Below are 25,903 nucleotides of genomic sequence, written 5' to 3'. Positions count from 1 at the left end.
GGGGGTGTTCCTCCGGTTCCGGCGGGGCGTCAGTCGGTGGCGTTCCGGGCGGGGGTGTCCCGGACGGGAGTGTCCCGGGCGGGGGTGTCCAGGTCGCTGCTGGACCGGACGGGCGCGCGCAGGGAGCGGGCGCCCGTCCAGGTGAGCAGGGCGCTGCCCCAGGTCAGGCCGGCGCCGAAGACGCAGACGAGCACGCGGGCCCGGTCGGCCAGCAGGCCGCGGGCGGCGGCGTCGGCCAGCGCGAAGGGGGCGGAGGCCGCGCCGATGTTGCCCGTGAGGTCTCCGGTGATGTGCAGGCGTTCGGCCGGGATGCCGATCCGGTCCGCGACGGCGCGCAGGAGCAGCGGGTTGGGCTGGTGGGTGATGAAGGCGTCGATGTCCTTGAGGGCGAGGCCGTGGTCGGCGAGGGCCTGGTCGACGAGGCGGGGGAAGATCTCGGCGATGAAGTCGCGCACGACCCGGCCGTCCATGTGGATGTGGTGCAGCCCGGCGTTCAGGCTCCCGGGGCCGGCGGGTATCCGGCTGCCGCCCGCGGGGATCAGCACGTGGTGCGCGCCGCGGCCGTCCGAGCCGAGGCGGAAGCCGTGGAAGCCTGCGTCGTCGTGGACGGGGCCCAGGACGGCCGCGGCGGCGCCGTCGGCGAAGAGGACGGCGGTGCCGCGGTGGGCGGGGTCGACGAACTTCGAGTAGGCCTCGACGCCGACGACCGCCGCGTACCGGGCGCCGGGGGTCGTGGCCAGCCAGGCGTGCGCGATCTTGGCCGCGAACAGCCAGCCGGAGCAGGCCGCGCTGACGTCGAGTGCGACGGCGTTGCCGGCGCCGGTGAGGGCCTGGACGCGGCAGGCGGTGGCCGGCCCGAGTTCGTCGGGGGTGGAGGTCGCCGCGACGACGAGGTCGAGCCGGTCCGGCGGGATGCCGGCGGCCTCGCAGGCGGCCAGTACGGCGGCCGCTGCCAGGTCCGAGGCGGCCTCGTCGGGTGCGGCCCGATGCCGTTCGACCACGCCGGTGCGCTCGGTGATCCAGGTGGCCGAGACACCGGCGGGCGGGCCGACCTCGTGGTTGCCCCGGACCTCGGCGGGCAGGTACGTGCCCATGCCCAGGACGCCGGTCATGGGGGGCTTCCTTCGGTTCACGACGTGCTCCCGGTGCGGTCGGAGGAGCCGGTGGAGGAACTGGCGGGGGCGCCGGCAGGGGCGCCGTGGGCGGCCAGGAGCGCGGCGGCGTAGTCGGGCTCGTCGAGGGCGGTGCGGGCGAGGCCCGCCCCGGGGTCGAGGGCGGCCACGATGTCCGGCAGGGCCTGACGCAACCGGTCGCACAGGGCGTCCATGGCGGCGGGCAGGGCGCGTACGGCCGAGGGGGTGAGCACGCCGGTCGCCAGCAGGGGGCCGGCCAGGCGCCGGGCCTGGCGCAGGCCGTCGAGCGCGGCGAGGTCGGCCGCCTGCGGAACGGGCCACCCGTGCGCGGCGGTCCCCTCCACCGCGGCCTCGGCCGCGAGCCGGCGGGCCTGGACGTCCCCCAGCTCCAGGGCGTCCTCCAGCAGCGGGTTCCACAGCTCCAGGTCTCGCTGGAGCGAGCCGTGGAGCGCCTCGGTACGGGCCGACGCCGCGGCGGCGAGGTCGTCGGCGAGCCGGTCCTGCAGCGCGGTGACGACCGCGGGCCACCACGCCGCGTCGGTCGGGTCGGCCGAAGACGGGCCCGGGTCGGCCGGGAACCGGCCCGGACCGGCCCTCCGCCGATCGGGGCGTGCCCGCTCCTCGGCGAGGGCGCGGCCGGCGTCGAGCAGGATGAGGGTGTTGTCGCCGCCGGCGTTGTCGAAGGCGCGGGCGAAGCCGAGGTAGCCCGGCAGCCGGTTGTGGTCGAAGAGGCCCGACACCCCGCAGCGGTGCTGGAGGGAGTCGACGAGTTCCGCCACGGCCCGGGTGCTGTGCGCCTTGTGGAGGGCGAGCGAGCGGTCGACCGCGGCCCAGGGGGAGAAGGTCATCGCCGTGCCCGGCCCGTCGGAGGGCTTCGCGGCGCGCAGCCCCGCCCACGTGGACAGGGCCGCCCGGGCCGTGCAGCGCAGGGAGAAGGCGGCGGCCAGCGCTCCGACGACGGCGTGCTGCTGGGTGCGGTACTCCAGGACCGGGCTCCCGGGCGCCAGCCGGCCGTGCGAGCGGCGGCCCGCGCTGAACCGCCAGGCCATCGCCGCGCTACGGCCCGCCAGGCCCGCCATCGCGGACGGCAGGGTGGCCCACAGCCCCTGGCCGCAGCTCAGGGTCCGCTGGAGGCGGGCGTCGGCGCTCGGCTGCGGGTCGTGCAGCACGCCCGTGGCGTCGATCCCGGCCCCGTCCGCCAGCCAGCGGTCGTACGGGATTCGGGCGCCGTGGAACCGGACGAGGCCGTAGGGCAGCGGGAGCGCGCCCACCGGGAGCGGGCCGGAGACGGACACGCCCGGTGCCGGGCGGCCGTCGACCCCCGTGATGTCGACGAGGAAGGAGAACACTCCCCCGTCCCGGGCGCCGGTCAGCAGCCGTGCGCAGACCACCGCCTGCTGGGGCAGGCCGAACGCCGCGACGGAGGAGAACTTCGCGGCCCGGTGGTCCGGGGTGTGCAGCGTGAACGCGCGGCGGGCCGGGTCGAACCGGGCCTCGGTGCGGATCCCGAGGTGGCTGCCGGCGTCGCCGATCTCGGTGACCAGGAAGGATCCCTTGGTGCGTGCGTGTGCGAGGGCGCCGTCCGGGTCCGCGGCCTTGCCGCCCAGGAGGACCAGCGAGCCGACGCACAGGGTGTAGTGGGAGAGGAAGGTCTGGTAGAGCGATGGATCCGCCAGCGCCGTCGCCTCGCTGAGCGCGGCCAGCAGTTCCGCGTCGGCGACCACCTCGACCGCCGGCGGCAGCGAGGCCGCCAGGCGGGCCAGCCGCCGGTGCGCGCTGACGTCCGTGCGCAGGGCTGCCGCCCCGTGTTCGGCCCGGTGGTCCGCCAGGAGCTGTCCGAACTCCGAGGCCCGCCGGGGAGGGAGCAGCGCCGAGAGGCGGGTCAGGACGTCGATCGCGCCGGCCTCCTCGCCAGGCTTCCGTTCGGTGTTCAAGAGTCCCCCCGTGCGGCCGTCGTGGTCGGGTGGTGGTGGTGCGACGTGCCCTCTCCCGGCGCGGCGGGAGGCGGGCAGGAGCACGGGGGCGGCAGCGGCGTCTGGGGGCCGGTCGGCCACTGGCCGTCGGCGACCGGCGCGAGCGCGTCCTGCCGCGGGTCGATCCTGCGCACGCTGTTCGTCAGCGTGCTGCCGGTGCCCGCCTCGACGACCAGCGAGGCGTCCGCCATCGACGCGCCGAACACCGCAGGCAGGTCGAAAGGCCTGACCAGGCACGCGGACAGCGCGCTCGGCAGATCGCTGTCCGCGCGGTAGAACCGGCCGGCCACCGCCGAGTACACCGGTCGGCGCGGCGGGGACAGGCGCAGCCGCCGGGCGAAGTGCGCGAACGCACCGGCCTCGTGGACGAGAGCCGGGTGGTGGCTCATGAACGGGAGCCGCAGCCGCTGCGCCCCCACGCCGTGCGCCGTCGCCGACCGTTCGACGACGGCGAGCCCGTCGAGCGGGCCGGAGACCACCGTCTCCCCGCCGTGGTTGACGCAGGCCACTACCACGCCCGTGCCCGGCCCGGCGGCCGCGAGCAGCCGGCGGGTTGTGGCCGGGCCCGCGCCCAGCAGTGTCATGCCGCCGCCGTGGCCGGTCAGCAACTGCCCGAGCCGGCAGGCCAGACGGGCCCCGTCGGCGACCGAGCAGCATCCGGCCGCGGTCAGCGCGGGGATCTCGCCGAAGCTGACCGCCAGGAGACGGTGCGCCCGGCAGCCGTCGGCTTCGAGTGCGCGGTGCACCGCCAACGACACACCGAACAGCGCGAGTTGTACGGTCCCGGCCGGCTCGGCGGCCAGCGCGCCGGCACTGAGCGGGGAGTCGCCCGTCAGGTGGGAGCCGCCACCGGAACGGGAGTCGCCGGTCAGGTGGGAGCCGCCTGCCAGCCGGGGGCCGATCGGCGCCACCCCGAACTCGGCGGCGACCACGTCGGCCTCCTCGAAGACCTCGGCGACCGCGCGTGCCAGCGACCCGACGCGGGGAAGCGTCCGCAACAGCGGGGTCAGACTGAAATCCCCCTGCCCGGGGAACATGTGAACGAACTTTCCGGTGGCCGTGGGACTCTGCGGACGCTGCGGGCCGGACATCACGGATTCCGCCTCCACCCTGGGGCACGTTCGAAGGAAACGCCCCGACGCCACCGATGGTGGAGGCTGCGGCCGCCCTCGCGGGCCCTTTTCGACGGCCGGCCCGTCAAGCTTTTCCGGGCGTCAACTTCCCGGGAATTACATCGAGTTGAGAATCCCATTCGGGCATCCCGGCGGCGCTGCGAGCGGATAGCATGGCGGGATGTGCGCAGCGCGACCGCGTACCGCGGAGGCCGGACCGGGCCGCCGTGAGCGCGGCGTCGACGACCCGCCGGGAGAGACATGGCCGTCCGCCGTGTGCCGAACGCCCGCCTTCGCGAACTCCTCGAAGAAGCCCGATGGACCGGAGAGCAACTGGCCCGGGCCGTCAATCAGATCGGCGCCGAATCCGGATGGGCCCGGGCCTACGGGCGCGCCTCGGTGCACCAGTGGCTCACCGGAGCCGTTCCCCGCAAGCCCGCCCCCCACCTGGTCTGCGCGGCGCTGGGCCGTCGGCTCCGACGGCCCGTCACCCTGGCCGACGCCGGATTCGGAGATCCGCCGCCGGACACCCCGGCGCCGGATTCCCCGGCGGTGCTCGCGCGGCTCGCGGCGGCGGCCGTCGCACCCGATCGCCACGGGAACCTCCTCTCCTACCAGCCGCCGCCCGCACCGCCCGCAAGCCCGACCGGCCTGGCCGAAGCCCTGACCGGAGGCCGGACCGAAGCCCCGACCGGCGCGTCGGTACCCGCGGGCGCGAAGGCGCCCCCGCCCCAGCCGGACGCGCTCGCCCTGCTGCTGCCCGTCTTCTCCGCGATCGACCGCGTCCACGGCGGAGGCCAGGCCCGCACCGCACTCGCCGCGTTCCTCGCGACCACGGCGGCGCCCATGCTCGCCGCACCCGCCCCGCCCGTCCGGCACTTCGGCATCCTCGGAGCCACCGCCCGACTGTGCTACCTGTGCGCCTTCATGCACATCGACGACGACCTCAACGGCCTCGCCGGCCAGTACTACCGCCTCGCCCTCGACCTGGCCCGGCACGCCGGCGACACGGCCGCCCAGGCGATGACCCTGCGCGCCATGGCCACCCAGGCCTACGAACTCGGCCACCGGCGCCAGAGCCTGCGCCTGGCGCAGGCCGCCGCCGACTGCCGCATCAGTTCCTCGGCGCCGCGGCTGCGCGCCTCCGTCCTGGGGCAGCTCGCCCTGTCCGAGGCCGCCCTCGGCGATCGGACGGCCGCGCTGCGCCACATCGGCGACGCCCGCGACCTCCTCACGAACGCCACGGGCCCGCCACCGCCGATCGGCGACTACCACCGCGCCTCGTGGGACCACCAGCGGGCCCTCGTCGGAGTCGAACTCGGCGACCCCGCCGGGGCGATCAAGCTCCTGGAGGTGTCCGCCGCCCGCAGGCCCCGGGGCGAGTCCCGCTCCCGTGCCGTCGTCCTCAGCAGACTGGCCGAGCGCCAGCTGGCGGCCGGACACATCGAAGCCGCCTGCGCCACCTGGCACGAGTTCCTCGACGTCTACCCGCTACTGGCCTCCCGCCGAGCCCACCTGGCCAGGGCGCGGATGCCCGGGCTCCTGCTCCCCCACCGCCGGCGGCCGGCCGCGGACCACCTCATCCAACGGGCCACCGCCCTGGGGCGTGCCTGACGATTCGCGCACGCGGTAGCGGCCGAGCCTTCTCCCCGTCAGGGCCGGCGCGGAGTCCGCGCGAGGACGTCGGTCGCGACCTCCGTGACCGTACGGTGGTAGGCCACACTCACCGGCCCCAGGCCGCCGATCGCCCCGACCACGGCGTCCGTCGCGTCGACAGCGCCCTCGGCAGCCCGCAGCGGGGCGATCACACCGACGGTCGCCGCCGCCGCGATCTCCTCCGGCCGCAGGGCGTTCAGACCGTTGAACGCCACGAACGCGCCGGAGCGGATCGACGCCGCCAGGGTGCTGCCGGCGGAGACCAGCACCAGGTCGCTGGACTCCGCCACCGCGCGGACGGCGCGCCGCCGGTCGGAGGAGCGGTAGCACCACTGATCGGGGTGCTGGCCTCGAAGCAGCGGGAACCGCGCGCGCAGCACCCCGAGGATCTCCGCGACCTCCTCGACCGGTGAGCACGGGTGCTGGACGAAGGACAGCCGCTCGGGATCGACGGACCGCAGGGCCTGCGCCCCGGCCACGTCGGGCACCCGGACCCGCCCCGCCTGCTGCGCGGCGGGGTCAGCCGGGGCGAAACCGCCGCCGAGCACGAGGACCGTGTCCCCGCGAACCTCGTACTGCCGGACGGCGGCCCACGTCGCGGCCGCCCGCGGGCACTCGGCCTGCCCGGCGCCCCCTGCGGACGGGGGAAGCCGGTTCAGGGGCTGGGACGGGACGACCGGGGTCGGCCCGCACGCGGGCGCCGACGCGCAGACGATCAGCCGCCTGGTCCGCACCGTGGCCGACCAGACGCGGACGGCCTCCGCCGCCACCGCCTCCTGGCGGGCCGGAGCGATCACGGCGATCCCCACCACGGCCCCGTCCAGGTCGATGTAGGTCGTGGCGAACAGCCGCCCACCCCGGCCCGCCGGCAGGATCCCGCCGGCACCGATCCGGGCGGCGAACCCGCGCTCGTGGAGCCACCCGGCCACGAGCGGGGCCGCCGGACAGGTCACCGGTCCGCGCGTCGGATGGACGTAGCCGGACAAGACGGTGATCGGACCGTCAGGGCCCGATGCCACGTCGGACTGCTCCGTCAACCGGGACCGGTTCATGCCGGCTCCTCCCCAGGGTGGATGGCCACGTCGTTCGGCTCCGGCGAAGGTCGCGGATGCCGTTGGTGATCTTCCGAGTGTGCCCGGTGGAGCCGCGTCGGCGAGCTGCGGACAGCGCCGTGGACAGAGGTGTCGCCGGCGGGTGTCCGGCGGGCGCAGCCGGCAGCGCTCCGGCGGGGGCGGCGGGGGCTGGAGCGGGCGACGGGCCGGATGTGAAAGTCGGATTCTCCATGAATCCGACCCGCTGGTTCGCCGTATACGAATGGAAGTCGCATTGTCCGGACGGCCGGACGGCCGGAATCCACCCCACACCACAATGGTTCACCAGCGACAGGATTAACCTGAACGCCACATTCGGACAAGAGGCCGAGTCGACCAAGTGGGCCGCGAACACCCTTGCAGTGGAGATGAGTTGAACGAAGGGCCGACCGGTCGCGCCGGGCGCCCAGGCGAGTCTCCGGAGTTCGGGGCGCAGGTACGGTACGCACGCGAATAGTCCAGCCCGCGGCGGCCTGCGTGGCGCGATGCCACCGGCGCTGGAATATTGCTAGAAGTGACGGCAGTCACACGCAATGGAGTTCGATGTGCGCTTCGCGACGCGCGATGTCCGCCGCTCGGTCATCGTCAGCCTCATGGGTACCACGCTCGTCTGGTACGACTTCTTCCTCTACGTCAACGCTTCCGTGCTGGTCTTCAAACACCAGTTCTTCCCCTACCTCTCCCCCTTCGCGGCGACCCTCACCGGCATCGGCCTCTACGGGGCCGCGCTGGTGGCACGGCCGGTCGGCGGGGCGCTCTTCGGGCACCTCGGCGACCGCCACGGCAGGCGCCCCGCCCTGGTCGGCGCGCTGCTGCTGACCGGGGCCTCCACCGGCCTGGTCGGGCTGCTGCCCGGATACGGCCAGATCGGCTTCGCCTCCCCGCTCCTGCTGGTCACGCTGCGCCTGCTCCAGGGGCTCGGCCTGGGCGGTGCGTGGGGAGCCGCCACCGTCGTCGCGCACGAGTGCGCCGAACCGGGGCGCCGGGGGCTGGTGTCGAGCTGGGCCCAGATCGGCGCACCGGCGGGCAACCTGCTGGCGTTCGGGGCCATGACGGCGGTCTCCGGTGCGCTGACGCCCGCACAGTTCATGACCTGGGGCTGGCGACTGCCCTTCCTGCTCTCCGCCGTGCTGGTGGTGGTGGGGCTGTGGGCCCGGGCCCGGATCGAGGAGACCCCCGCCTTCCGGACGCTCGCCCTCACCGGGGCCCGCAGCAGGCGGCCGGTCGTCGAACTGATCGCCCGGCACCGCAGGCAGCTGCTCGTCACCACGGCGATCACCGCCGGAGCCGACGTCGTGCTCTTCGGCTTCTCGTTCAACTACGTCCTGACCCTGCTGCGCGTCGCCGGCCTGTCGCTCAACGCCCTGATCGCGCTCTCGCTCCTCGCCCCGCTCGCGCTGATCGCCCTGATCCCGTTCTTCGGCGCGCTGTCCGACCGCTACGGGAGACGACGGGTCTGCCTGGCCGGGACCATCACCATGGCGCTCTGGGCCGCCGCGTTCGCGCCCCTGCTGCGCTTCGGCTCTCCCCCGGTCCTGGTGCTCGCCTACCTGCTGTCGCTGGTGGGATTCGCCGCGATGTACGCCCCCCAGGCGGCCCTGGTCTCCGAGCTCTTCCCGAGCCGCGTGCGCCTCAGCGGAGCCGCCGTCGGCTACCAACTGGGCGGACTCCTCGGCGGCACCCTCGCCACCTACCTGACCGCCGAGGCCGCCGACTGGTTCAAGTCCCCGGCCGTGACCCCGCTCTACGTCCTCGCCGTCCTGGTGGTCAGCGGTACGGCGCTCCTCACCCTCGCGCGCCACGGCGAGGACGACGGCTCCCCCGCAGTGGCCGGGCCGTCGGGCTCCGGGCTCCCCACCCCGTCGAGCCGTCCCCCAGCACCGGCCCCCGGACTCCCCGGGTGATCCGGCCCGCAGCACCACCGGGTTCCCCCACCCCGAGAAAGGCACGACCCCATGAAACACCCCATCGGTATCGCGGCCGCCGCCCTCACAGCCGGCACCCTGGTCGGCGGACTGCTCGTGTACGACACCTCCGCCGCCGGAGTGCCCCAGGTCATCACCTGTGAGGACAGCTTCACGATGACCTTCAGCTCCGGCCTCACGCTCGTCCCCCAGGACAACATCACGGCCACCCTCGGCAACCCCAAACTGCTCAACTGCACCGGTGACGCCCCCATCACCCAGGCCGACTACGTGGGGACAGGCCTCGGCAACGGCGTGACCTGCGCGGCCGGCAACTACCAGAACGCGCCCGGCACCCTGCAGCGCGTCACCTGGGAGACCGCGAACGGCCAGCCCACCACGGAGGACCCGGGCACCACCGACTTCACCTGGGACATGCAGCCGATCCAGGACCTGCTCAAGTCGAGCAACCCCCTCAGCGGCGGCATCACCGCGGGCCGCTACAAGGGCGCCACCTGGACGGTGGTCCTCGACCCGGTCAAGTCCGACATCGACCTCACGGCCTGCAACACCCCGACCGGCCTGAAGTCGATGACGCTGGACGGGACGGTCACCATCACGCTGCCCACCGGCACGCAGTCCCCCACACCGACACCGACCTCCACATCCAGCCCGACCTCCACCGCCACCCCCACGCCCACGCCCACGCCCACGCCCACGCCTACGCCTACGGTCACCCCCACCGCCACCCCCACGGCCAGGCCCATGCCCGTCCCCTTCGTCCCCGCGCAGGACGCCTGATCCCGAACGGGCGCCCCACCGCCGCGCTCCCGCAAACCCCGCCCCTCGCTGCGGAGCGAGCGGTGCCCGGCAGGCTCGGGCCGGGCGGGACGAGTCTCCTGGACACGGCGGCCTGACGAAGTGCCGGGCCCCGACGCCGATCAAGCCGGCGTCGGGGCCCGGCCCGCTGGTCCAGGGCCTGTCCGGCAAGATCCGCCAGACAGGCCCTAATAGACGAGGGTGATGCAGCCGCTGCCGCCCTCGGTGCCCGCGGTGCCGTCCTCGCCGGGGGTCTGGGGGTCGTCGAAGTTGCCGACGTAGTCCTGGCCGTCGCCGCCGTCCCCGCCGTCGCCGGTGCCCACGGGGCAGGCGGCCGGCACAGGAGCCCCCGCTGCACCGCCTTCGCCGCCCACGCCGCCCATGCTGCCGGGGACGGTCTCGCCGACGGTGGCCGGTGTCACGTCGACGCCTTCCTCACCACCGGCGCCGAGGTCACCGTCGGATCCGCCTGTGCCGCTGGGCCCTCCGCCCTTGCAGGCGGAGGCGGGGACGCTCCCTCCGCCGTGGCCTCCCTCGCCCCGGGCGCCTCCGAGCACGCTGCCCGCGCCCCCGCCCCCGGGCCGTGACCCGCCGTCCACGGCTGCCAGGACGGCTGCGCCGCCGGTGAGAGTGGACCGGCCCCCGGCGCCCCCGGCACCGCCGTCGGCACCCGGGTCGGCCTCCTCACCGCTGGCGCCTCCCGCCCCACCGGCTCCGCCGGTGCCGACGGTGAGGGTCAGCACGTCGCCGGGGGTGACGGCCAGGGTGCAGGTGACCCGGGCGCCTCCCCCGCCGCCGCCTCCCGCCCCGCCCCCGCCGCCGCTCTTGAAGAGGCCGGTGCCACCTCCCCCGCCCCCGCCGCCTCCCCCGGAACCCGCCGCGACGAGGGTGACGGTGATGCCGGTGACACCGTCCGGGACGGTGAACGTGGCGTCGGTGGTGAAGGTCCGGGTGGTCGCGTCCCGGGCGGGCGCGGTGACGCCGGCCGGCAGGACCAGCGCCCCCGCGAGGCATCCGGAACCGAGGGCGGCACGCACCCTCCGGGGGCGGGCAGGCCTCACACGGGCTCCGGCCGTCACCCCATGGTCGTAGCTCATGCTCAAACAGTGCTGCGGCCGCGGTTCTCCCGCGACACCGGAGGGGAGATCGGGTGACCCGGCCCGCCCTCAGCGGGGCGCCGGCAACGGCCACCGGGCCCGCCCGCCCCGCTGCGCCCCGGGCTCGCGCACGTAGACGAACAGCCGAACGGCAGCAAGGCTTCTCGGTCGACTGGGTACGCCTGTCCGGATGAGACACGGAGTGCGCCGGCAGCGCGCATGTACCGGTTGATCGAGTACCGGGGATTCTTGGCGCCAAGGCACGACACCGACGAACAGGAAGAAGAGCACACGATGAGGCGTCTGATGGTGGCGGCGACCGCGGGCGGGTTGCTGGCCGTAGCGATCCCGGGGGCGGCCGGGTCCGCGCACGCGACGGAGGTACTGAAGGACCTGACCTGCTCAGGGCCGGTGACGCTGACGTTCAAGAACCCGGTGACCGACGCGGCGGCATCGAACTCGTACACGGTCGAAGGCAGCCTCGACGACTGTTACAGCGCCGCCGGAACCAACTCGAACGTCGACCACGGCACGATCTCCTCGGTCGGCACCGGGACGTTCTCCTGCGTGTCCTACCATCCCTTCTCCGGAACGGCGACCTTCACCTGGTACGACGTCGACAACAGGGACCTCGGCCGCACCACCGTCTCCTTCCAGGGCGGGGAGAAGGGCAACTCGGGTGGCAGCGAGGTGACCAACGACGAGACCGGCATCACGGACGTGACCAGCACCCTCCTGCCCCTCAACAGCTACCAGGGCAGCTTCGACCTGTCCGGCATCACCGGCTCCTGCGACACCGGGGTGACCGCCCTGACCGGGAAACACGAGGTGGACTTCAGCCTCGCCTCGCTCTGAGCGCACAGCACGCGCTCCCGCGCCCCCGGGCAACATCCGACGCCCGGGGGCGCGCCATTCCTGTGGCCACTGCTCGGAAGGCGTGCACCGTTGCCGCGTCGACTCCGGCACGGTGGCGGACCGGATGCCGTCAAGCGCGTTGACCGCCCTGCGACATGACCACATGTCAGAGTACGAACCACTGGGCTGGAAGCCCGCTTCACCGCTACGTGCCGATGGAGGCGCAGACATGGTCGATGGAATCCGCGAAGAGGACGAGTCCGGCGGGCCGGGGGCAACACCGGTGGCACGCCGAAGCCTCCTCAGGGCAGCAGGACTGGGCGCGGCCGTGGTGGGCTTGGGCGCAGCCGCGCCAGCAGCAGCCGCAGCCGAGGACCGGTCCGTGGCCCCCGCAGGTGCCACCCGTCGGCCGGACGCGCTCAACAGCGTGAACCTGTACTGCTCGGCGGACGCGGGCACCTACATGGGCGGCGGGACGGCCACCGTGCAGGTCACGATCGGCAACTTCAGCAGCACCGCGGCCACCGGACCGGTGTCACTGAAGGTCATCACCCCGTTCTACGCCAACGTCGCGACGCTGCCGTCCGTCAGCGACGGCACCTCCCGAGAGCCCCGCGAACTTCACCTTCTCCATCCCCTTCTACACCCAGATCCCCACCACCGGCCGCCCACCCGGCCTCACCACGCTCTACGAGAACAACGACCCGCCGCCCCCTCCGTCTACCGGCTCTCCTACCGGCTCTCCGTCCCCCGGGGCTCGGCGCCCTCGGACCGCAGAGCCCCGCCACCATCGGCATCCCCTACCTGATGCAGAGCGGCGGCCCGAGGGAGTACACCGTCTCCTCCGCCATGATCACCCCCACCGGCGGCGACACCCAGGGCGACCTCTCCATCGCCCACCACCACTTCGGCATGGTCTCCGTCATCAACACCCCCGTGTAGCCCGGTCGGATCACCGGTACTGCTCCTGGTGTCCTGCGCCGGATCTCCGGCGCAGGACACCAGTGCTCCGAGCCCGCTCCGCACGCCTCCCAGCGCCAGGCCCGCCCGGAACCCACTCGTACGCTCACTCCACCGCTTCCAGGCCCGGCAACGGCCCCGGACGGGGACCGCCCGGCGCCGCCGGCCGCCGCAAGCGCGGTGTCCACCAGTTGAGTTCGCCGAGCAGGCGCATGGTGGCGGGAACCAGCAGCATGCGCACCACGGTGGCATCGACGGCCACGGCCACCAGGACACCGAGGGCGATCTCCTTCACGGTGACGACGGGGCTGGTCGCGAAGGCCGCGGCGACCAGCACGATCAGGGCCGCCGCGGCCGAGATCAGCCCGCCGGTGCGCCCGAGGCCGGTCACCACGGCGCTCGCGTTGTCCATGCCGCCGCGGTGGAGCTCGCGGATCTGCGCGATCAGGAAGAGTTCGTAGTCGACGGAGAGCGCGAAGACGAACATCAGCATGATGGCGGCCTCCAACGCGCCGACGTACCCGGTGGGTTGAAGGCCGAGCAGCCGGGCGCCGTGGCCGTCCTGGACGGTCCAGGTGACGGCGGAGTAGGCGATGCCGAGGGACATCGTCGTGGTGATGACGGCCTTGACCGGGACCAGCAGCGACCGGAACGCCAGGAAGAGCAGGCCGAGCGTGACCACCAGCAGGTACCCGACCAGTGCCGGGAGCCTGGCCTTCAGGGTGTCCAGGACGTCGACGTTGGCCGCGGCCGGTCCGCCGACCAGGACCAGGCCGCCGTCGGGCGGGTCGAGCGCCCGCACGGCGCGCACCAGTTGCTCGGCGGCGGGAGCGTCCGGAGCCGCGTCGGTGGCGACGGTCAGCAGCGCGCTGTGCGCGGTGCTGACCCGCAGCCGGACGTCCTGGGCACCCGGCAGTCCGGCGAGCCGCTCCTGCCAGCGGGCCAGTTCGGCCTTGCCCGGCTCGCCGCCGATGTCGTCCCGCAGGTGGGCGACGACCTGGAGTTGGTCGAGCGCGGCCGCCGGGAAGTCCTCGTGCAGCAGTTCCTGGGCCCTGCGGCTGGCCGCCCCGGCGGGCAGGGTCCGCTGGTCGCTCGCCGCGAGGTGCAGCCCGACGACCGGGGCGCTCAGCACGGCGATCACCGCGACGGCGGCGGTGAGCCAGGCCCACGGGTGGGTGACGGCGCTCCGGCCCAGCCGGTACCAGAACCCCGTCTCCTGGTCCGCCGCCCAGGCCCGTCCGAGACCGGCCCGCCCGAAGCCCGGCAGCCGGACGCACCCGGCCTCGACGCCCGGGCCGAGCACGGCCAGTACGGCGGGCAGCATGGTGAGGCTGACGGCGCCGGCCAGCGCGACGGTGACGGCGGCGCCGATGCCGAGGGAGCGGGTGATGGGGAACGGAAGCAGGGTCAGGCCCAGGACGGCGAGCGAGATGGCCGTCGCGGAGTAGAGCACGGTGTGCCCGGCGGTGGCCATGGTCGCGGCCACGGCCCGGTGCGGGTCGCCCCGGTGGCGCAGCTCGCGCCGGAAGCGGACGACGACGAACAGGGCGTAGTCGACGGACAGCCCGAGAGCGATCATGACGACGACGTTGCGGGTGACGTAGCTGACCGGTACCAGTGGGGAGAGGAGCCGCAGCACCGCGAAGGACATCGCGAGGCTCGCGCCGGCCACGGCCAGCGGCAGCAGGGCCGCGGCGAGGCTGCCGAAGAAGAGCAGGAGCAGCAGGAACAGCAGGGGGAAGACGTAGAGTTCGGCCCGGGTGAGGTCGTCGTCGACGGTCCGGTCCAGGTCGGCCTCGAGCGGGACCTGCCCGGCGTAGGCGACGGTCAGTCCGTCGGCGTGCAGCAGCCGGCGCAGCCGCTCGTAGGAGGCGGTCTTGGCCTGGTCGCCGGTGCCGGCCAGTCCGACGACCACGCAGGCCGCGTGCCCGTCGGTGGAGAGGAGTTCCCGCTTGCCGGTGTTCCAGTAGTGCTGGGCACCCGTCAGCACGGATCTGGGCACGGTGGCGAGCGCGGACCGCACGGCTTCGCCGAACTCCAGGTCGTCCACGGTGAGGGTTTCGCTGCGGAAGACCACGATCGTGCTGGTCCCGCCCGCGTTGTAGTGGTGTTCGATGGCTTCGAGCGCCCGGCCGGACTCGGCCCCGGGGTTGGTGAAGCCGCCGTGGGACAGTCGCGCGGGCAGCCCGGCCCCGACGACCGCGGCGACGGCCAGTAGCAGGGCGGTGGTCCACAGCACCGCCCAGCGGTGGCGGGCGACGAGTGCGCCGAGCCTGGCCCCGCTGCCGCCGGGCGGCGCCGGGGTGGTTCGGACCGTGCCCGCCCGGGGGTCAGCCCCGGCGCAGGGCGAGGACGACATTGTGGCCTCCGAAGCCGAAGGAGTGGCTGAGCGCCGCGTCGATGCGCTGCCGGCGCGCCGTCCCGGTGACGCAGTCGATGTCGAACTCGGCGATGTCGGGGGTGAGGTTGGCGACCGGCGGCACCAGTGCGCGTTCGATGGTCAGCACGGTGAGCGCCGCCTCGATCGCACCGGCCGCGCCGAGGCTGTGGCCGAGCACGCCCTTGGGGGCGGTGACGCTGGGCCGGTGCGGCAGGGCGCGGGCGATCAGGCCGGCCTCGGCGGCGTCGTTGAGCGGGGTGGAGGTGCCGTGGGCGTTGACGTGGCCGATGTCGCCGGCGTCCAGGCCCGCGCTGCGCAGCGCCGTACGCAGCGCCTGTTCCGCACCGGCGGCGCCCTGGGGCGGCGCGGTCGGGTGGTGGGCGTCGTTGCTGGCGCCGTGTCCGGCGAGCACGGCGCGCGCCCGGGCACCGCGCGCCTTCGCGTCCGCGGCGCGCTCCAGGACGAGCACGGCGGCGCCCTCGGCCAGGACGAAGCCGTCCCGGTCGGCGGCGAACGGCCGGGAGGCGCCCGGCACGTCGTGCCCGCGCGCCGACAGGGTGCCCATCCGGTGGAACCCGGTCGCCACCAGCGGGCTGAGGGCGGCTTCGGCGCCACCGGCCAGGACGATGTCGCAGGACCCGGCGACCAGCAGGTCGTGGGCGATGGCCAGCGCCGTGGCACCGGAGGCGCAGGCGGTGGCGCAGGCGAGCGTGGGACCACGCGCGCCGAACTCCTGGGCCACCTCGCCGACGGCCATGTTGCCGATGACCATCGGGATCACCGTCGGCGAGACGTGGGCCGGCCCGCGCTGATGGAGTCGGCGCAGCTGGTCCTCCCAGTGCGGCGCGCCGCCGAAGCCCACCCCGAGCACGACGGCGACCCGGGCGCCGTCCCACCCGCCGGTGTCCAGTCCCGCGTTCTGGACGGCCTCCCGGGCCGCGAGCAGCGCGAGCTTGCTGAACCGTCCGATCCGCCAGGCCTTCTTGCGCCCGACCGCCGTGTCCAGGTCCATGGCGGGGATGCGGCAGGAGAACGTCACCGGGGCGGCGTCGAGGTCCGGGTCCGGTGACGCGGTGGGTGTGCCGGCGCAGACCCGCTGCCAGGTCTCCTCGGCGCCGAACCCGGCCGGGGTGACGAGCCCCAGGCCGGTGACGGCGATCTCGGGGCGGTTCACGCGACGGGTTCGGTCGCGTCGCCGAGTCGGGCCTGGACAATCCGGGCGACGTCGATGAGCGTGCTCTGCCGGTCGGCGTCCTCCTGGCTGATCAGGATGCCGAACTCGTCCTGGAGCACGAAGGCGAACTCGGCCAGCGCGAGCGAGTCGACGTCCATCTCCTCGAACGTGGCGTCGGGGCTGATGACGTCGGCGGATACGCCGAACCGCTCGACGAGCAGGGTCTGGGCGGTGTCGCAGACGTCGTCCACGGAGAGCGTCGTGTCCATCGTGGTTCCTTTCCGGAGTGTGAGGGGGGCGGGCTCAGCCGCCGGTGGTGCGGTGGTGACGGGTCAGCTCGGCCATGGCCTGGTCGAAGGTGGTGGGCGGCTCGAAGCCGAGGTCGCGCCGGGCCGCCGTGAGGTCGAACCAGTGCGGCCGAGTGAGCTGGTGGAGCAGGAACCGGCTGAGGCCGTGGTCGGTGTGGCGGCGGAGCACCGTCGTGGTGGCGTCGGCCAGGACGGCGGCGGCCAGGGCGACGGGGTAGGGCACTGGGCGCCAGCTCGCGCGGCGTCCGGCCGCGGTGAGGAGCCTGGCCACCACCTCGCGCAGCGGCCGCGGTTCGCCCTGGGCGATGAAGTAGGCCCGCCCTGCCGCCGGGTGGCCCGGTCGCAGCCGGTCCAGCGCGAGCAGGTGGGCGTGGGCCGCGGTGGCGAGGTGGCAGGTGTCGACGAGGTTGGTGCCGCGGCCCGGCATCCGCAGTCGCCCGGTTTCGGTCGCCCGCAGCAGGGCGGGCAGGAAGTGCGGGTCGCCGGGCCCCCAGATCAGGTGGGGCCGCAGCACCGTGGTCGCCAGGTCCGGGCCGTTGGCGGCGAGGACGGCCGCCTCCGCCTCGGCCTTGGTGCGGGGGTAGGCGGCCGAGTGGCTCCGGGGCCCGGGCAGGGACTCGTCCGCTCCCGTGACGCCCTCGGGGGTGAAGGCCACGCTCGCGGTGGAGGTATAGACCAGTTGGCGGATGCCGAGGGCGCGGCAGGCGGTCAGCACGTGCCGGGTGCCGTCGACGTTGACCGCGCGGTACGGCCGCTCGGGGCCCCGGACGCCGGCCAGGGCCGCGTTGTGGATCACCGCCTCGCACCCGTCGAGGGCTCGCCGGACCGTATCCGGGTCGGCGATGTCGCCCAGGTGCTGACGGACCCCGAGGCGCTCCAGCTCCGGACTCCAGCGGCGGTTCAGCGAGACCGCCACGTCGCCGCGCCCGGCGAGGCGGCGGCACAGCTCCAGGCCGAGGAAGCCGCTGCCCCCGGTGACCAGGATCCTCATCGCCGGCCTCCCAGCACGCCGCCCGGGCGTCGTCGGCGCAGCCGGCGGCGGGCCCAGCGGGCGAGGCGGTCGCGGTCGACGCGCGAGTTGTGCCTCGGGTCGGTGGGCAGCCGGTGGTGGAGCAGGACGGTGGAAACCCGGTGGCCGCCCGGCACCGCCGACAGGGCGTGCCGAAGCCCCTGGAGGACGGCCGTCGCCGAGTTGGCCCCCGATGGCGCCAACTCCACGCACAGCACCGGCCGTTGACGGCCTGCGGGCCCGAGGCCGATCAGCGCGGTGCGGCCGATGCCGGGCACCGCGTCGGCGACCCGCTCGACCACGGCGGTGTCGAGCGCGAACCCGGCTCCGTGCACCCGGTGCGCGGAGCGCCCGAGGAACCACAGCCGGCCGCTCTCGTCGAGCCAGCCGAGATCGCCGGTGCGGTGCAGTACGTCCTCCCCGGTGCCGACCTTGGCGGCCGCGTTCGCTCCCGGGCGGGCATGGTAGGCCCGGCTGACCTGCGGGCCGCCGACCGTGATCTCCCCGTAACTCCCTTGCGGCACTGTCCGGTTGTACGACACGGGGCCGACCGGCACCAGGACGTGGGCCGCGATGCCGGGCACCGGGCGGCCCAGGCAGACCCCGCGGTGGGCGTGCAGCGGTTCCGCGTGCGCGGCGGCCAGTTCGGCGCTGTCGATCACGCTGACCGGCAGGCATTCGGTGGCGCCGTACGCGCTGAGCAGCGTCGCCTCCTCCGGCAGCGCCCGGCGCAGCGCACGCACCAGCCGTTCGGACGGCGGGGCGCCGAAGGAACAGGCCAGCCGCACCGGGGCGAGCGACAGCTGGCCGTGCTCGCACTCCCCGGCCAGGGCCCGCAGCACCGCCGGGGAGGCACACACCACCGAGGTGAAGTGTTCGGTGACGGCGCGCGCCAGGTCGGCGCCCCGGGTGCGGGCCGGTCTGAGGTGGTCGATGGCCGGGACGACGGTGGTGGCGCCGGTGGCGGGCCCGAACAGGGCGAAGGGCAGGAACCCGGCGAGCAGCACCTCGCCCGGGCCCAGCCCCAGCAGCCCGGTGAGGGAGCGGACCTGGGCGGCCAGCTGCCGGTGCTCGTACTCCACGCCCTTGGGCACTCCGGTGGAGCCGGAGGTGAAGGCGATCAGCGCGAGCGAGGCGGCGGGCGGCGGGCTCGGCCATGACGGTTCCGGCCGCTCCGTCTCCAGCTCCGTCTCCAGCTCCGGCCGACGCGCGCACCACGCGCGCCACGCGCGGCCCGTGAGCAGTGAGACGGTGACGTGCGGGCGGGCCCAGCCGAGCAGCAGCCGGGCCAGCTGGGCGAGCGGGTCGCCGATGAACACCTCGGGCCGCGTCTCGTCCAGACAGGCCCGCAGCGCCGGACGGGGCAGCGCCGGGTCGATCAGCACCGGCACCGCACCGAGGGCGAGCAGCCCGTACACGGTGGTCACCAGGTCGTACGGGTCGCGGGCCATCACCACGGCCTTCTGCCCGGCGCCGACGCCCGCCTCGCGCAGTTCGCGGATGCGCGCCCGGCAGGCGGCCTCCAGCGTCGCGAAGTCGACGGTGTGCCACCGGCCGCGCGGAGCGGGCCAGACGAGCGCGGTGCGGTCCGGCTGCAGGCCGGCCCAGCCGGCCAGGTGGGCGGCGAGCGTCTCCGGCCAGGCGTCCCGTTCCTCGGTCGCCCCGGGGACCGCGCTCACCACCGCAGGGCCATGACGCCGAGGCTGGTGCCGCTGGCCAGGCCGAGGATCCCCACCAGATCGCCCTCGTGCAGCCGGCCCCGCTCCTGCGCGAGGACCAGCTGCAGCGGGATGGTGGCGGTGGCGACGTTGCCGTAGTCGGGGAAGGTGGGGATCACGGCCTCGGCGGGGATGCCGGCGGATGAGCAGAGGTCGCGGGTCATGGCCGCCGAGGGCTGGTGGACGCAGAACAGCGCACAGTCGGCCACGGAATCGATCAGTTCGCCCGCGGCCTTGAAGGCCTGTCCCCGCAGCTCCGCGAAGGAGGCCGTCAACGCGGCGTCGTCGACCTCCAACTCGTGCATCCGGCCGGTGGCGTACGGGCTGCGCAGTACCGCGCTCGGCCACGCGGCCGGGTTGGCGAAGAAGCGGCTGCCGAGGATGCCGGGCCGTTCGCTCGCCTCCACCAGCACGGCCGCCCCCATGTCGCCCAGCGTGAGACTGGCCAGCGCCGATGCGAGCCGACCGCGGTCCGGAATGCGCCAGCGGGTCATCCGGCTGGGCACCTCCCCGGTGACCACCAGCACCCGCCGGTAGGAGCCGAGCCTGATCAGCGCATCCACGCTCTCCAAGGCGCTGAGCACGCCGTTGCAGGCGTTCATCAGATCGAAGACCGGTGCCGTGACACCGAGCTTGGCGGCCACCACGTTCGCGGTCGCCGGCTCGTCGAGGTCCTTGCTGATCCCGGTGTAGACGAGCAGGTCGACCGCCTCGGGCGGGAGGCCGGCGTCGCGCAGGGCGGCGGCGCCCGCCCGGGCCGCCAGGTCCGAGGGCATTTCCTCCGGCGCCGCCACGCACCGCTCGCGCAGCCCGAACATGTGCTCCAGCAGTCCCGCCGGCAGCGCGGCCCCGGGGCTCTGCCGGCGCAGCTCCTCCTCGATCTCGCGGGAACTCTGGCGGGCCTCGGGGACATGGACCCGCACGAGACTGATCCTGCTGTGGGGCGAGGGCATGGGCACCTTTCCGTGATGGTTCGTCATCGTGTGGACAGGAAGCGCCGAAGCGGCCTGATCAGGGAATCGCCGGCGTCCTCCAGGACGAAGTGGCCCGCGTCGGCGAAGGCGTGCACCTCGGCGTGCGGGAGTCTGCGCCGCCACTCCCGCAGGACGAGCGGGGTGAACACCGGGTCCCGCAGGCCCCAGCCGATGAACACCGGCAGCCCGGCGAGGTCGGCGCTGTCGTCACCGGGATCGACAAGGGACCAGGCGGGGTCCGCGCCGCTGCGCGGGATCTGCCGCAGGAAGTCCCGTACCGCGCGGCGCTGCCACGCGCCGCGGTACGGCCGCAGGTAAGCGGAGCGGACCTCGGCGGGCAGCGGCCGGACCACTCCGGCGCGCAGCGCCGCCCGGGGGAAGACGTTCAGCAGGTGCGCCGCCTCGCCGAGCGGTCGGACGTCGCGCAGCAGGGCCAGCGAGCGCGGCAGCCGGTAGCCCTCGGGCCAGCGGAAACCCACGCTGTTCAGCACGACCAGCTTCGTGACCAACCCGGGATGCCGCCTCGCCCACGCCAGGCCGATCGGCCCTCCCCAGTCGTGTACCGCCAGGGTCCAGCCCGCCGACGGCGCCCGGCCCTGCTCGATCAGGTGGGCCGCCAGCGCGTCGAGGTGCTCCAGCCGCTCTGCGAGCGGAATCGGACCGGCACCGGTCCTGCGCTGAGAGAGCCCCATGCCCAACTGGTCCGGCACGATGCAACGGAAGTCCTCGGCCAGCGCGGTGATAAGACGCCGCCACAGATATCCCCACGTCGGGTTTCCGTGCAGCATGAGCACGACGTCGCCGGATCCGTGGTCGACGTAGTGCAATCCGGATTCCGCCTCGCGCCGCCAGTGCTCCGCACCCGGAAAACCGGGCAGCCGATCCACGGCCGGAATCCGGGGGCCGCCGGGCGGAAGAGGTGGACTGGGCGGCATTGATGTCTCCCCTCATCCGTCGGGCGACCCGGCGGGCCGACTCTGAAAAGGTCTGCCGCAGAACGTAGCCCGACACCGGCGGAAGACCCGGCAGGCACACGCCGCTATCCCTCGACTGCCTGATAGTAAAGGTCGTTCACGATCTTCAGTAGCAAAAAGGAAGCTCCATAGGAGCCCGAGGGCGCACTGTGGCAGTCGGGTCAATGTCGCACCGCAAAGACGAATCCGGCTCCTCCTGGATCGCACAGTGCCCCACTGGCGGTGATTCTGACAGCAGCAGTTCGTATACATAAACAGAAGGAGAGCAACTATGGGCGCTCAGCCCACCGCCCCGGGCACGCCGTCGGGGCCGCACACCAGAAATCTCTCGGTCCGGCGGTGGCGTCTCGCCACCGTTCCGCTCGCCCTGGTCGCCACGGCCGCCGGTGCCGGCCTGCTCTTCCAGCAGGCCGCCCCCACCCGGGCCGCCGCCAGCGAGTCCACCGGCCACCGCGACACTCTCCTGACCAAGCTCACCTGCTCCGGGCAGGCCGTCGGCACCAGCAGCGCGCCGATCACGAACACCGCCGGGACCGTGTCCCTCTCCTGGGTCGGCACGTTCGACGAGTGTTTCGCCGAGAACGGCGGGCCCACGGACGTACTGTCGGCGACGTTGACCTTCGCCGGCACCGGCACGCTCTCGTGTTCCTCCCCCAGTACGTTCAGCGGCACCGAGACCATCACCTGGTACAGCGGACTGAACCAGACCGGCAGCGTCGTCGGAACCTCCACCGTGACCACCAACGGCGCACAGGACGTCGAAGGCGACCCCGCGCGCGGGGACATCCTCAACTCGAGCGACGGCACGGTGTCCCTCGGCAGCAAGGTCCTGCCGCTCGCCGGCGTCCTCGCGACCTTCGAGCCCACCAGCGACATCAGCCACTGCTCCAACGGCCTGAGCAGCCTCACCGCGAAGCACGACGCCCAGTTCTCCGAACTCCTCTGACCCTCAGCCGCCCGACTTCACAGAACAGGAACACCATGCCCTTGCACTCCTGGGACTCCGACCCCGTGCCGACGCGTGAAGCAGCGCCGTCCAGGCCCCGCCGGTGGCGCCTGGCCGCCGTCCCGCTCGCCCTGGCCGCCGTGGCCGCCACCTCGGCCGTGCTCCTCCAGCAGCCCGCCCCCGCCTCGGCCGCCGCCGACACGCCGGTCGTGACCGACGGGGCCAACGGGGTCGCCGAAACCCGGGCCAACCCGCTGCTCCGGCTCATGTGCGCCGCAGAGGGTACGGTCAACAGCACCACGCCGATCACGGACACCCCCGCCGCGGTCGACCTGTCCATGAACAACGGCACCATCACCAGGTGCCTGACGAAGAACGGCGGCCCCAACCTGTCCGCCGGATCGATCACCCTCACCGGGTCGGCGACCCTCTCCTGCAAGCAGCTCGGCCAGCTCACCGGCACCATCGTCGTCGACTGGGCCGACGCGAACGGCAACCCGGCCGGCACCTCCACCATCAACGCCGCGGGCATGCAGGACGTCGAGGGCGACCCCTCGAAGAACGAGATCTCCAACAGCCTCAACGGCACGGTGTCCCTCGACAGCTCCGTCCTGCCCGGCGCCACCGTCACCGGCACCCTCTTCCCGGGGGCCGACATCACGGACTGCAGCAGCGGGACCATCTCCAGCCTCCCGGGAAGTCGCATGGTCATGCGCTTCAAACTCTGAGGCTCCCTCGACACCCGGCCGGGGCGTGGCACGTGCCGCGCCCCGGTCTCGGATCATCCGGATCAGGAGTTCCGCCCGAAGCAGTCGCCGATCACCGCCGGACGCCCGGCCCGACGCTCTCGACGCCGTTGGTGGACGGGGTGAAACGAGCCAGGTGACGGCGGTGGCAGGGTGGTGGCAGGTCATGCCTCCTGCGCAACAGGCTTCGGGGGGAGCGGCCCCGGGTCAGCTCGGAGAGCCGGACCAGATGACGTCCTTGCGCAGCCGACCGAGACCGTAGTCGAACTGGACGGAGAACCGGTCGGCCGCGCTGCCCGGCAGGGCGTACGCCGTCAGACCGGTGGCCTCCTCGCCCGGGGCCAGCGAGCCCTTGAGGATCTTCATCCGTCCGCTTCCGTCGATCAGCGTGAAGACGAGGTTGCCCTTGGCGTCCCTGATGGTGGGCAGCCCCGACCCGTTGAGCGAGACCTCCTCCGACCCGGTGTTGACGACGGTGATGCGAACCTGGATGATCTTGGCGTTCTTGGGGGTGTCCGACACGCTGTCGCTCGGAACGTAGGGCGTCGGCGCGGCCATCGTGACCTTCAGGCCGTCCCCGTACGTGTAGGACTGGCCGAACGACAGACGCCGGGCCCTCTCGCGGCCGCCTTCTCCTGCTCGGCCTCGGCCCTCTTCCGCTCGGCCTCGATCCGCTCCCGCTCCTTCGCCGCCCGCTCGTTGGCGGCCTGAGTCGCGGCATCGGCGCGAGCGCGCGCGGCGTTCTCCTCCGCCCGCCGTTCCTCGTCGGCCGCCTGCACCCGCGTCACGACGAACACCCCGGCGCCGACCGAGACCAGCAGACCGGAAATGCCCAGGATCACGCCCGCGAGCGCCATCGCCCGGTTGGTCGCCAGGCCCTTGCGGACGTAGCCCAGCCCGATGGCACCGAAGACCACGGCGAGCAGGGCCGGCAGCCAGGACAGCCAGAAGAAGATGACGGCCAGGCTGAGGACGCCACCGACGATCCCGAGCACCATGGCCGCGGTGCCCAGCCCGTTGCGAGGCTGCGGCGCCGGCATCGGATACGCGTACGGCGGCCAGTACGGGCCGTTCGGAGCCGCGACTGGGGGCGCGGCGGGGGGCGCAGCAGGGGCGGGGGCGGCGGTCGGGGCAGGCACCGTGGCCTCGCCCTGAACCCGGGCCTCGTCCTCACCCTGACCCGGGCTCGGTGCCGCCCATGCGTTGGTGTCGGCCGGCTCCTCGGCGGACTGCGGGCTGTCAGGCGGGGCAGGAACGGTCATGCAAAATCCTTCAAGCGCTTGAGACGATGAGCGGCTGTTCAGCCTCGACGCCAAAGGATCACCTGATCCCCCGACGACAGCGACCGGATTTCCGCGAAGCGATCACCACCCCAGGCCGGACCCGCACGTCGACACCCCGGGACGGGACACCGACAGGGTCGGCGGGTGATCAACATACAGGTGCCCGGTGACAGCTCCGACGTCGCGGTCCAAGCTCAAACCAGGAACGGCCGAGCCACCTGAAAGGGCAACACCCGCCATGGCCGTCAGGACCGCACTCGTCACCGGGACCAGCCGCCCGGCCGGACTCGGCTTCGCCGTCGCCCGCGAGCTCGCCGAACAGGGCTACCACGTCATCCTCACCGCCCGTGACCACTCCACGGCAGAGTCGCCGGCCGCCCGACCGCGCCGGGACGGGCACGCGGCCCGAGCGACAACGTGCACCCAATCCCCAGTCTCAGTCGCTTCAGTCCCTGCCGCTGCCCTGACCTGCGTGAATACGCAGCGACCAAAGGGCCCGGACAGCCCGTGGAAGCCGACAGTCGCTCGACCCGCCCCGGACGACTCCAGCTGTGAGCGCCCGAACAGCCGGTGCCTGAGCTGAGACAGTCAGAGCCCGAGTGGAGTCGGTTCAGGGGGCCGTCGCGGGAACGAGGTGGTCGAGTCCCTGCGCGCTGCCCGTCGCGGCCTTGATCGAGCGCGGCAGCATGATGCTCTCGTAGGCGCGGACGGCGTCGTCGACGCTGGGTTCGGTGGCGAGGGCGTGGGCGAGGTCGGAACCGTCGAGCATGGCGAGATTGGCACCCAGTCCGACCGGGGGCATCAGGTGCGCGGCATCGCCGAGCAGCGTGACGCCGGGGACGTGCTGCCAGGTGTGCGAGGCGGGCAGGACGAACAGGGGCCGGTTGACGAGCCCGCTGTCGCTGTCGCGCAGGACGTGGCGCAGGCTCTCGTCCCAGCCGTCGAACGCCCTCAGCAGGTGCGTCCGCACGGCCCGCTGGTCGCCGAGGTCGATACCGGCGGCCGTGTGCCAGTCCTCCGGCACGCGCAGCGCGATGTAGGCGCGGATGTGGCCGTTGCTGTTGCGCTGGGCGACCAGGGACCTGCCGACGCCCTTCGCCAGCATCGATCCGCTGCCGACCAGCCGCGCGAGGTCGGGGTGACGGGTGTCGCAGTGGTCGAATCCGGTCTCGACGAAGGTGACACCGGTGTAGCCCGGTACGGCGGGCGACAGGGCCGGGCGGACGCGCGACCAGGCGCCGTCGGCACCGACCACCAAGTCGAAGTCCTCGGCGGTACCGTCACCGAAGCACAGCCGGCAGGTGCCGTCCGCCAGCGGGGTGACCCCACTGACGGCGCGGTCCCATCGCACCGTGCCCTCGGCGATCGAGTCCAGAAGCAGGCCGCGCAGTTGGCCCCGGTCGATCTCCGGCCGGCCGCCGTCGGCGGAAGGCCCCTGCTGCGCCAGGAGCGCGGCGGTGGCGAAGTCGAGCACGCGCCACGCGTCTCCTTCGGGGCGGGCGAGGGCGTGGAACCGGTCGAGGAGCCCCGCCGCGCGCAGGGCGGCCTGGCCGGTGTCGGCGTGCAGGTCGAGGGTGCCGCCCTGCGGGCGGGCGCCGGCGGATGCCTCGCGTTCGAAGACGGTGACGGAGCGACCGTGCTGCTGCAGGACCCGGGCGCAGGTGAGGCCGCCGAGGCCGGCGCCGACGATCGCGATGCGGGGACGGCGGGGATCACGGGGATTGCGGGCAGAGTTCATGGGAGTGCCCCTCGGGAGGTGGGTGGGCCGTTGGGAGGCCCGGCACCACCAAG

24 protein-coding genes are annotated in these 25,903 nt (G+C 73.9%); 9 read left to right on the top strand and 15 right to left on the bottom strand.

Going from position 1 to position 25,903, the window contains the following annotated elements; genetic code table 11:
* Positions 1–29: 29 nt before the first annotated feature.
* Genes ACIOGZ_RS35385 through ACIOGZ_RS35375 form a run of 3 tightly spaced genes read right to left on the bottom strand, consistent with a single transcriptional unit; the run spans position 30 to position 4,143 of the window.
* Positions 30–1,112 carry a 3-oxoacyl-ACP synthase III family protein gene (locus tag ACIOGZ_RS35385; protein WP_400988948.1) on the bottom strand — a complete coding sequence of 361 codons (1,083 nt, stop codon included), beginning with the start codon at positions 1,110–1,112 and terminating at the stop codon, positions 30–32.
* Positions 1,113–1,129: 17 nt separating this feature from the next.
* Positions 1,130–3,067, bottom strand: a complete 1,938-nt coding sequence (locus tag ACIOGZ_RS35380; protein WP_400988946.1) for a hypothetical protein — start codon at positions 3,065–3,067, stop codon at positions 1,130–1,132.
* Positions 3,064–4,143, bottom strand: a complete 1,080-nt coding sequence (locus ACIOGZ_RS35375) for an acyltransferase domain-containing protein (protein WP_363581125.1) — start codon at positions 4,141–4,143, stop codon at positions 3,064–3,066. The genes ACIOGZ_RS35380 and ACIOGZ_RS35375 overlap by 4 nt, the downstream gene beginning before the upstream one ends.
* A gap of 336 nt (positions 4,144–4,479) precedes the next feature.
* On the opposite strand from ACIOGZ_RS35375, the gene ACIOGZ_RS35370 reads away from it, so the two are divergent.
* A complete protein-coding gene (locus ACIOGZ_RS35370; protein WP_363581123.1) occupies positions 4,480–5,832 on the top strand; it encodes a hypothetical protein in 1,353 nt (450 codons plus the stop codon).
* A 38-nt stretch (positions 5,833–5,870) separates the two neighbouring features.
* Here the strand turns inward: ACIOGZ_RS35370 and ACIOGZ_RS35365 are convergent, their stop codons facing one another.
* Positions 5,871–6,860, bottom strand: a complete 990-nt coding sequence (locus ACIOGZ_RS35365) for a hypothetical protein (RefSeq protein ID WP_400988944.1) — start codon at positions 6,858–6,860, stop codon at positions 5,871–5,873.
* A 698-nt stretch (positions 6,861–7,558) separates the two neighbouring features.
* Between ACIOGZ_RS35365 and ACIOGZ_RS35360 the strand changes: the two genes are divergently transcribed.
* The gene (locus ACIOGZ_RS35360; protein ID WP_363630886.1) at positions 7,559–8,869 is read left to right on the top strand and encodes an MFS transporter; all 1,311 of its coding nucleotides are present in this window, start codon (positions 7,559–7,561) and stop codon (positions 8,867–8,869) included.
* 51 nt (positions 8,870–8,920) lie between these two features.
* Positions 8,921–9,670, top strand: coding sequence for a hypothetical protein (locus ACIOGZ_RS35355; protein WP_400988942.1), 750 nt, complete (start codon positions 8,921–8,923; stop codon positions 9,668–9,670).
* 206 nt (positions 9,671–9,876) lie between these two features.
* Here the strand turns inward: ACIOGZ_RS35355 and ACIOGZ_RS35350 are convergent, their stop codons facing one another.
* The gene (locus ACIOGZ_RS35350) at positions 9,877–10,785 is read right to left on the bottom strand and encodes a hypothetical protein (protein WP_400988940.1); all 909 of its coding nucleotides are present in this window, start codon (positions 10,783–10,785) and stop codon (positions 9,877–9,879) included.
* A 294-nt stretch (positions 10,786–11,079) separates the two neighbouring features.
* Between ACIOGZ_RS35350 and ACIOGZ_RS35345 the strand changes: the two genes are divergently transcribed.
* The 3 genes from ACIOGZ_RS35345 to ACIOGZ_RS35335 all read left to right on the top strand — a co-directional run bounded on the left by ACIOGZ_RS35345 (position 11,080) and on the right by ACIOGZ_RS35335 (position 12,582).
* On the top strand, positions 11,080–11,640 hold the full coding sequence (locus ACIOGZ_RS35345) for a hypothetical protein (RefSeq protein ID WP_363622031.1): 561 nt from the start codon (positions 11,080–11,082) through the stop codon (positions 11,638–11,640).
* A gap of 382 nt (positions 11,641–12,022) precedes the next feature.
* Positions 12,023–12,448 (top strand): hypothetical protein, encoded by a 426-nt coding sequence (locus ACIOGZ_RS35340; RefSeq protein WP_400988938.1) that lies wholly within the window; start codon positions 12,023–12,025, stop codon positions 12,446–12,448.
* Positions 12,448–12,582: a hypothetical protein gene (locus ACIOGZ_RS35335; protein ID WP_400809349.1), complete on the top strand. Its 135-nt coding sequence runs from the start codon at positions 12,448–12,450 to the stop codon at positions 12,580–12,582. Before ACIOGZ_RS35340 ends, ACIOGZ_RS35335 begins: the two co-directional genes overlap by 1 nt.
* A gap of 124 nt (positions 12,583–12,706) precedes the next feature.
* Here ACIOGZ_RS35335 and ACIOGZ_RS35330 read toward each other — a convergent pair whose 3' ends face one another.
* The 7 genes from ACIOGZ_RS35330 to ACIOGZ_RS35300 are packed head-to-tail and all read right to left on the bottom strand — an operon-like array spanning position 12,707 to position 20,990.
* Complete coding sequence (locus ACIOGZ_RS35330) at positions 12,707–14,959, bottom strand: MMPL family transporter (RefSeq protein ID WP_400988936.1); 2,253 nt, start codon at positions 14,957–14,959, stop codon at positions 12,707–12,709.
* Positions 14,931–16,154, bottom strand: coding sequence for a beta-ketoacyl-[acyl-carrier-protein] synthase family protein (locus ACIOGZ_RS35325; RefSeq protein ID WP_400988934.1), 1,224 nt, complete (start codon positions 16,152–16,154; stop codon positions 14,931–14,933). Before ACIOGZ_RS35325 ends, ACIOGZ_RS35330 begins: the two co-directional genes overlap by 29 nt.
* Complete coding sequence (locus tag ACIOGZ_RS35320) at positions 16,151–16,423, bottom strand: phosphopantetheine-binding protein (RefSeq protein WP_350876141.1); 273 nt, start codon at positions 16,421–16,423, stop codon at positions 16,151–16,153. Before ACIOGZ_RS35320 ends, ACIOGZ_RS35325 begins: the two co-directional genes overlap by 4 nt.
* 34 nt (positions 16,424–16,457) lie before the next feature.
* Positions 16,458–17,453: an NAD-dependent epimerase/dehydratase family protein gene (locus tag ACIOGZ_RS35315; protein WP_400988932.1), complete on the bottom strand. Its 996-nt coding sequence runs from the start codon at positions 17,451–17,453 to the stop codon at positions 16,458–16,460.
* Entirely contained in the window at positions 17,450–19,150 is a 1,701-nt protein-coding gene (locus ACIOGZ_RS35310) for an AMP-binding protein (protein ID WP_400988930.1), read from the bottom strand. Before ACIOGZ_RS35310 ends, ACIOGZ_RS35315 begins: the two co-directional genes overlap by 4 nt.
* Complete coding sequence (locus tag ACIOGZ_RS35305; protein WP_400809357.1) at positions 19,147–20,112, bottom strand: 3-oxoacyl-ACP synthase III family protein; 966 nt, start codon at positions 20,110–20,112, stop codon at positions 19,147–19,149. The genes ACIOGZ_RS35310 and ACIOGZ_RS35305 overlap by 4 nt, the downstream gene beginning before the upstream one ends.
* Positions 20,113–20,165: 53 nt before the next feature.
* Positions 20,166–20,990, bottom strand: a complete 825-nt coding sequence (locus ACIOGZ_RS35300; RefSeq protein WP_363581097.1) for an alpha/beta fold hydrolase — start codon at positions 20,988–20,990, stop codon at positions 20,166–20,168.
* A gap of 418 nt (positions 20,991–21,408) precedes the next feature.
* Between ACIOGZ_RS35300 and ACIOGZ_RS35295 the strand changes: the two genes are divergently transcribed.
* Together ACIOGZ_RS35295 and ACIOGZ_RS35290 are read left to right on the top strand one after the other, a co-directional pair.
* The gene (locus ACIOGZ_RS35295; protein WP_363581095.1) at positions 21,409–22,083 is read left to right on the top strand and encodes a hypothetical protein; all 675 of its coding nucleotides are present in this window, start codon (positions 21,409–21,411) and stop codon (positions 22,081–22,083) included.
* Between the two features lie 35 nt (positions 22,084–22,118).
* Positions 22,119–22,811, top strand: a complete 693-nt coding sequence (locus ACIOGZ_RS35290) for a hypothetical protein (RefSeq protein WP_400988929.1) — start codon at positions 22,119–22,121, stop codon at positions 22,809–22,811.
* Between the two features lie 225 nt (positions 22,812–23,036).
* Here the strand turns inward: ACIOGZ_RS35290 and ACIOGZ_RS35285 are convergent, their stop codons facing one another.
* Both ACIOGZ_RS35285 and ACIOGZ_RS35280 read right to left on the bottom strand, forming a co-directional pair.
* Positions 23,037–23,387 (bottom strand): hypothetical protein, encoded by a 351-nt coding sequence (locus ACIOGZ_RS35285; protein ID WP_400988927.1) that lies wholly within the window; start codon positions 23,385–23,387, stop codon positions 23,037–23,039.
* 8 nt (positions 23,388–23,395) lie between these two features.
* Positions 23,396–24,091 (bottom strand): DUF4190 domain-containing protein, encoded by a 696-nt coding sequence (locus tag ACIOGZ_RS35280; protein WP_400988925.1) that lies wholly within the window; start codon positions 24,089–24,091, stop codon positions 23,396–23,398.
* Between the two features lie 259 nt (positions 24,092–24,350).
* On the opposite strand from ACIOGZ_RS35280, the gene ACIOGZ_RS35275 reads away from it, so the two are divergent.
* Positions 24,351–24,695, top strand: a complete 345-nt coding sequence (locus ACIOGZ_RS35275) for an SDR family NAD(P)-dependent oxidoreductase (protein ID WP_400988923.1) — start codon at positions 24,351–24,353, stop codon at positions 24,693–24,695.
* A gap of 27 nt (positions 24,696–24,722) precedes the next feature.
* Here the strand turns inward: ACIOGZ_RS35275 and ACIOGZ_RS35270 are convergent, their stop codons facing one another.
* A complete protein-coding gene (locus ACIOGZ_RS35270; protein ID WP_400988921.1) occupies positions 24,723–25,850 on the bottom strand; it encodes an FAD-dependent oxidoreductase in 1,128 nt (375 codons plus the stop codon).
* Between the last annotated feature and the right edge of the window lie 53 nt (positions 25,851–25,903).

The sequence above is a fragment of the Kitasatospora sp. NPDC088160 genome (assembly GCF_044741445.1).
Lineage (GTDB): Bacteria > Actinomycetota > Actinomycetes > Streptomycetales > Streptomycetaceae > Kitasatospora.
Note: the sequence above shows the minus strand (reverse complement) of the source record. Positions and strands in the feature narration are given on the sequence as shown.

Bases quoted from the DNA above. Each gene is read 5' to 3' on its own strand.
- ACIOGZ_RS35330 (WP_400988936.1), bottom strand. From the start codon at position 14,959: ATGTCGTCCTCGCCCTGCGCCGGGGCTGACCCCCGGGCGGGCACGGTC.
- ACIOGZ_RS35290 (WP_400988929.1), top strand. From the start codon at position 22,119: ATGCCCTTGCACTCCTGGGACTCCGACCCCGTGCCGACGCGTGAAGCA.
- ACIOGZ_RS35270 (WP_400988921.1), bottom strand. From the start codon at position 25,850: ATGAACTCTGCCCGCAATCCCCGTGATCCCCGCCGTCCCCGCATCGCG.
- ACIOGZ_RS35280 (WP_400988925.1), bottom strand. From the start codon at position 24,091: ATGACCGTTCCTGCCCCGCCTGACAGCCCGCAGTCCGCCGAGGAGCCG.
- ACIOGZ_RS35315 (WP_400988932.1), bottom strand. From the start codon at position 17,453: ATGAGGATCCTGGTCACCGGGGGCAGCGGCTTCCTCGGCCTGGAGCTG.
- ACIOGZ_RS35285 (WP_400988927.1), bottom strand. From the start codon at position 23,387: ATGGCCGCGCCGACGCCCTACGTTCCGAGCGACAGCGTGTCGGACACC.
- ACIOGZ_RS35275 (WP_400988923.1), top strand. From the start codon at position 24,351: ATGGCCGTCAGGACCGCACTCGTCACCGGGACCAGCCGCCCGGCCGGA.
- ACIOGZ_RS35335 (WP_400809349.1), top strand. From the start codon at position 12,448: ATGCAGAGCGGCGGCCCGAGGGAGTACACCGTCTCCTCCGCCATGATC.
- ACIOGZ_RS35385 (WP_400988948.1), bottom strand. From the start codon at position 1,112: ATGACCGGCGTCCTGGGCATGGGCACGTACCTGCCCGCCGAGGTCCGG.
- ACIOGZ_RS35375 (WP_363581125.1), bottom strand. From the start codon at position 4,143: ATGTTCCCCGGGCAGGGGGATTTCAGTCTGACCCCGCTGTTGCGGACG.
- ACIOGZ_RS35360 (WP_363630886.1), top strand. From the start codon at position 7,559: ATGGGTACCACGCTCGTCTGGTACGACTTCTTCCTCTACGTCAACGCT.
- ACIOGZ_RS35345 (WP_363622031.1), top strand. From the start codon at position 11,080: ATGAGGCGTCTGATGGTGGCGGCGACCGCGGGCGGGTTGCTGGCCGTA.
- ACIOGZ_RS35370 (WP_363581123.1), top strand. From the start codon at position 4,480: ATGGCCGTCCGCCGTGTGCCGAACGCCCGCCTTCGCGAACTCCTCGAA.
- ACIOGZ_RS35355 (WP_400988942.1), top strand. From the start codon at position 8,921: ATGAAACACCCCATCGGTATCGCGGCCGCCGCCCTCACAGCCGGCACC.
- ACIOGZ_RS35350 (WP_400988940.1), bottom strand. From the start codon at position 10,785: ATGAGCTACGACCATGGGGTGACGGCCGGAGCCCGTGTGAGGCCTGCC.
- ACIOGZ_RS35295 (WP_363581095.1), top strand. From the start codon at position 21,409: ATGGGCGCTCAGCCCACCGCCCCGGGCACGCCGTCGGGGCCGCACACC.
- ACIOGZ_RS35320 (WP_350876141.1), bottom strand. From the start codon at position 16,423: ATGGACACGACGCTCTCCGTGGACGACGTCTGCGACACCGCCCAGACC.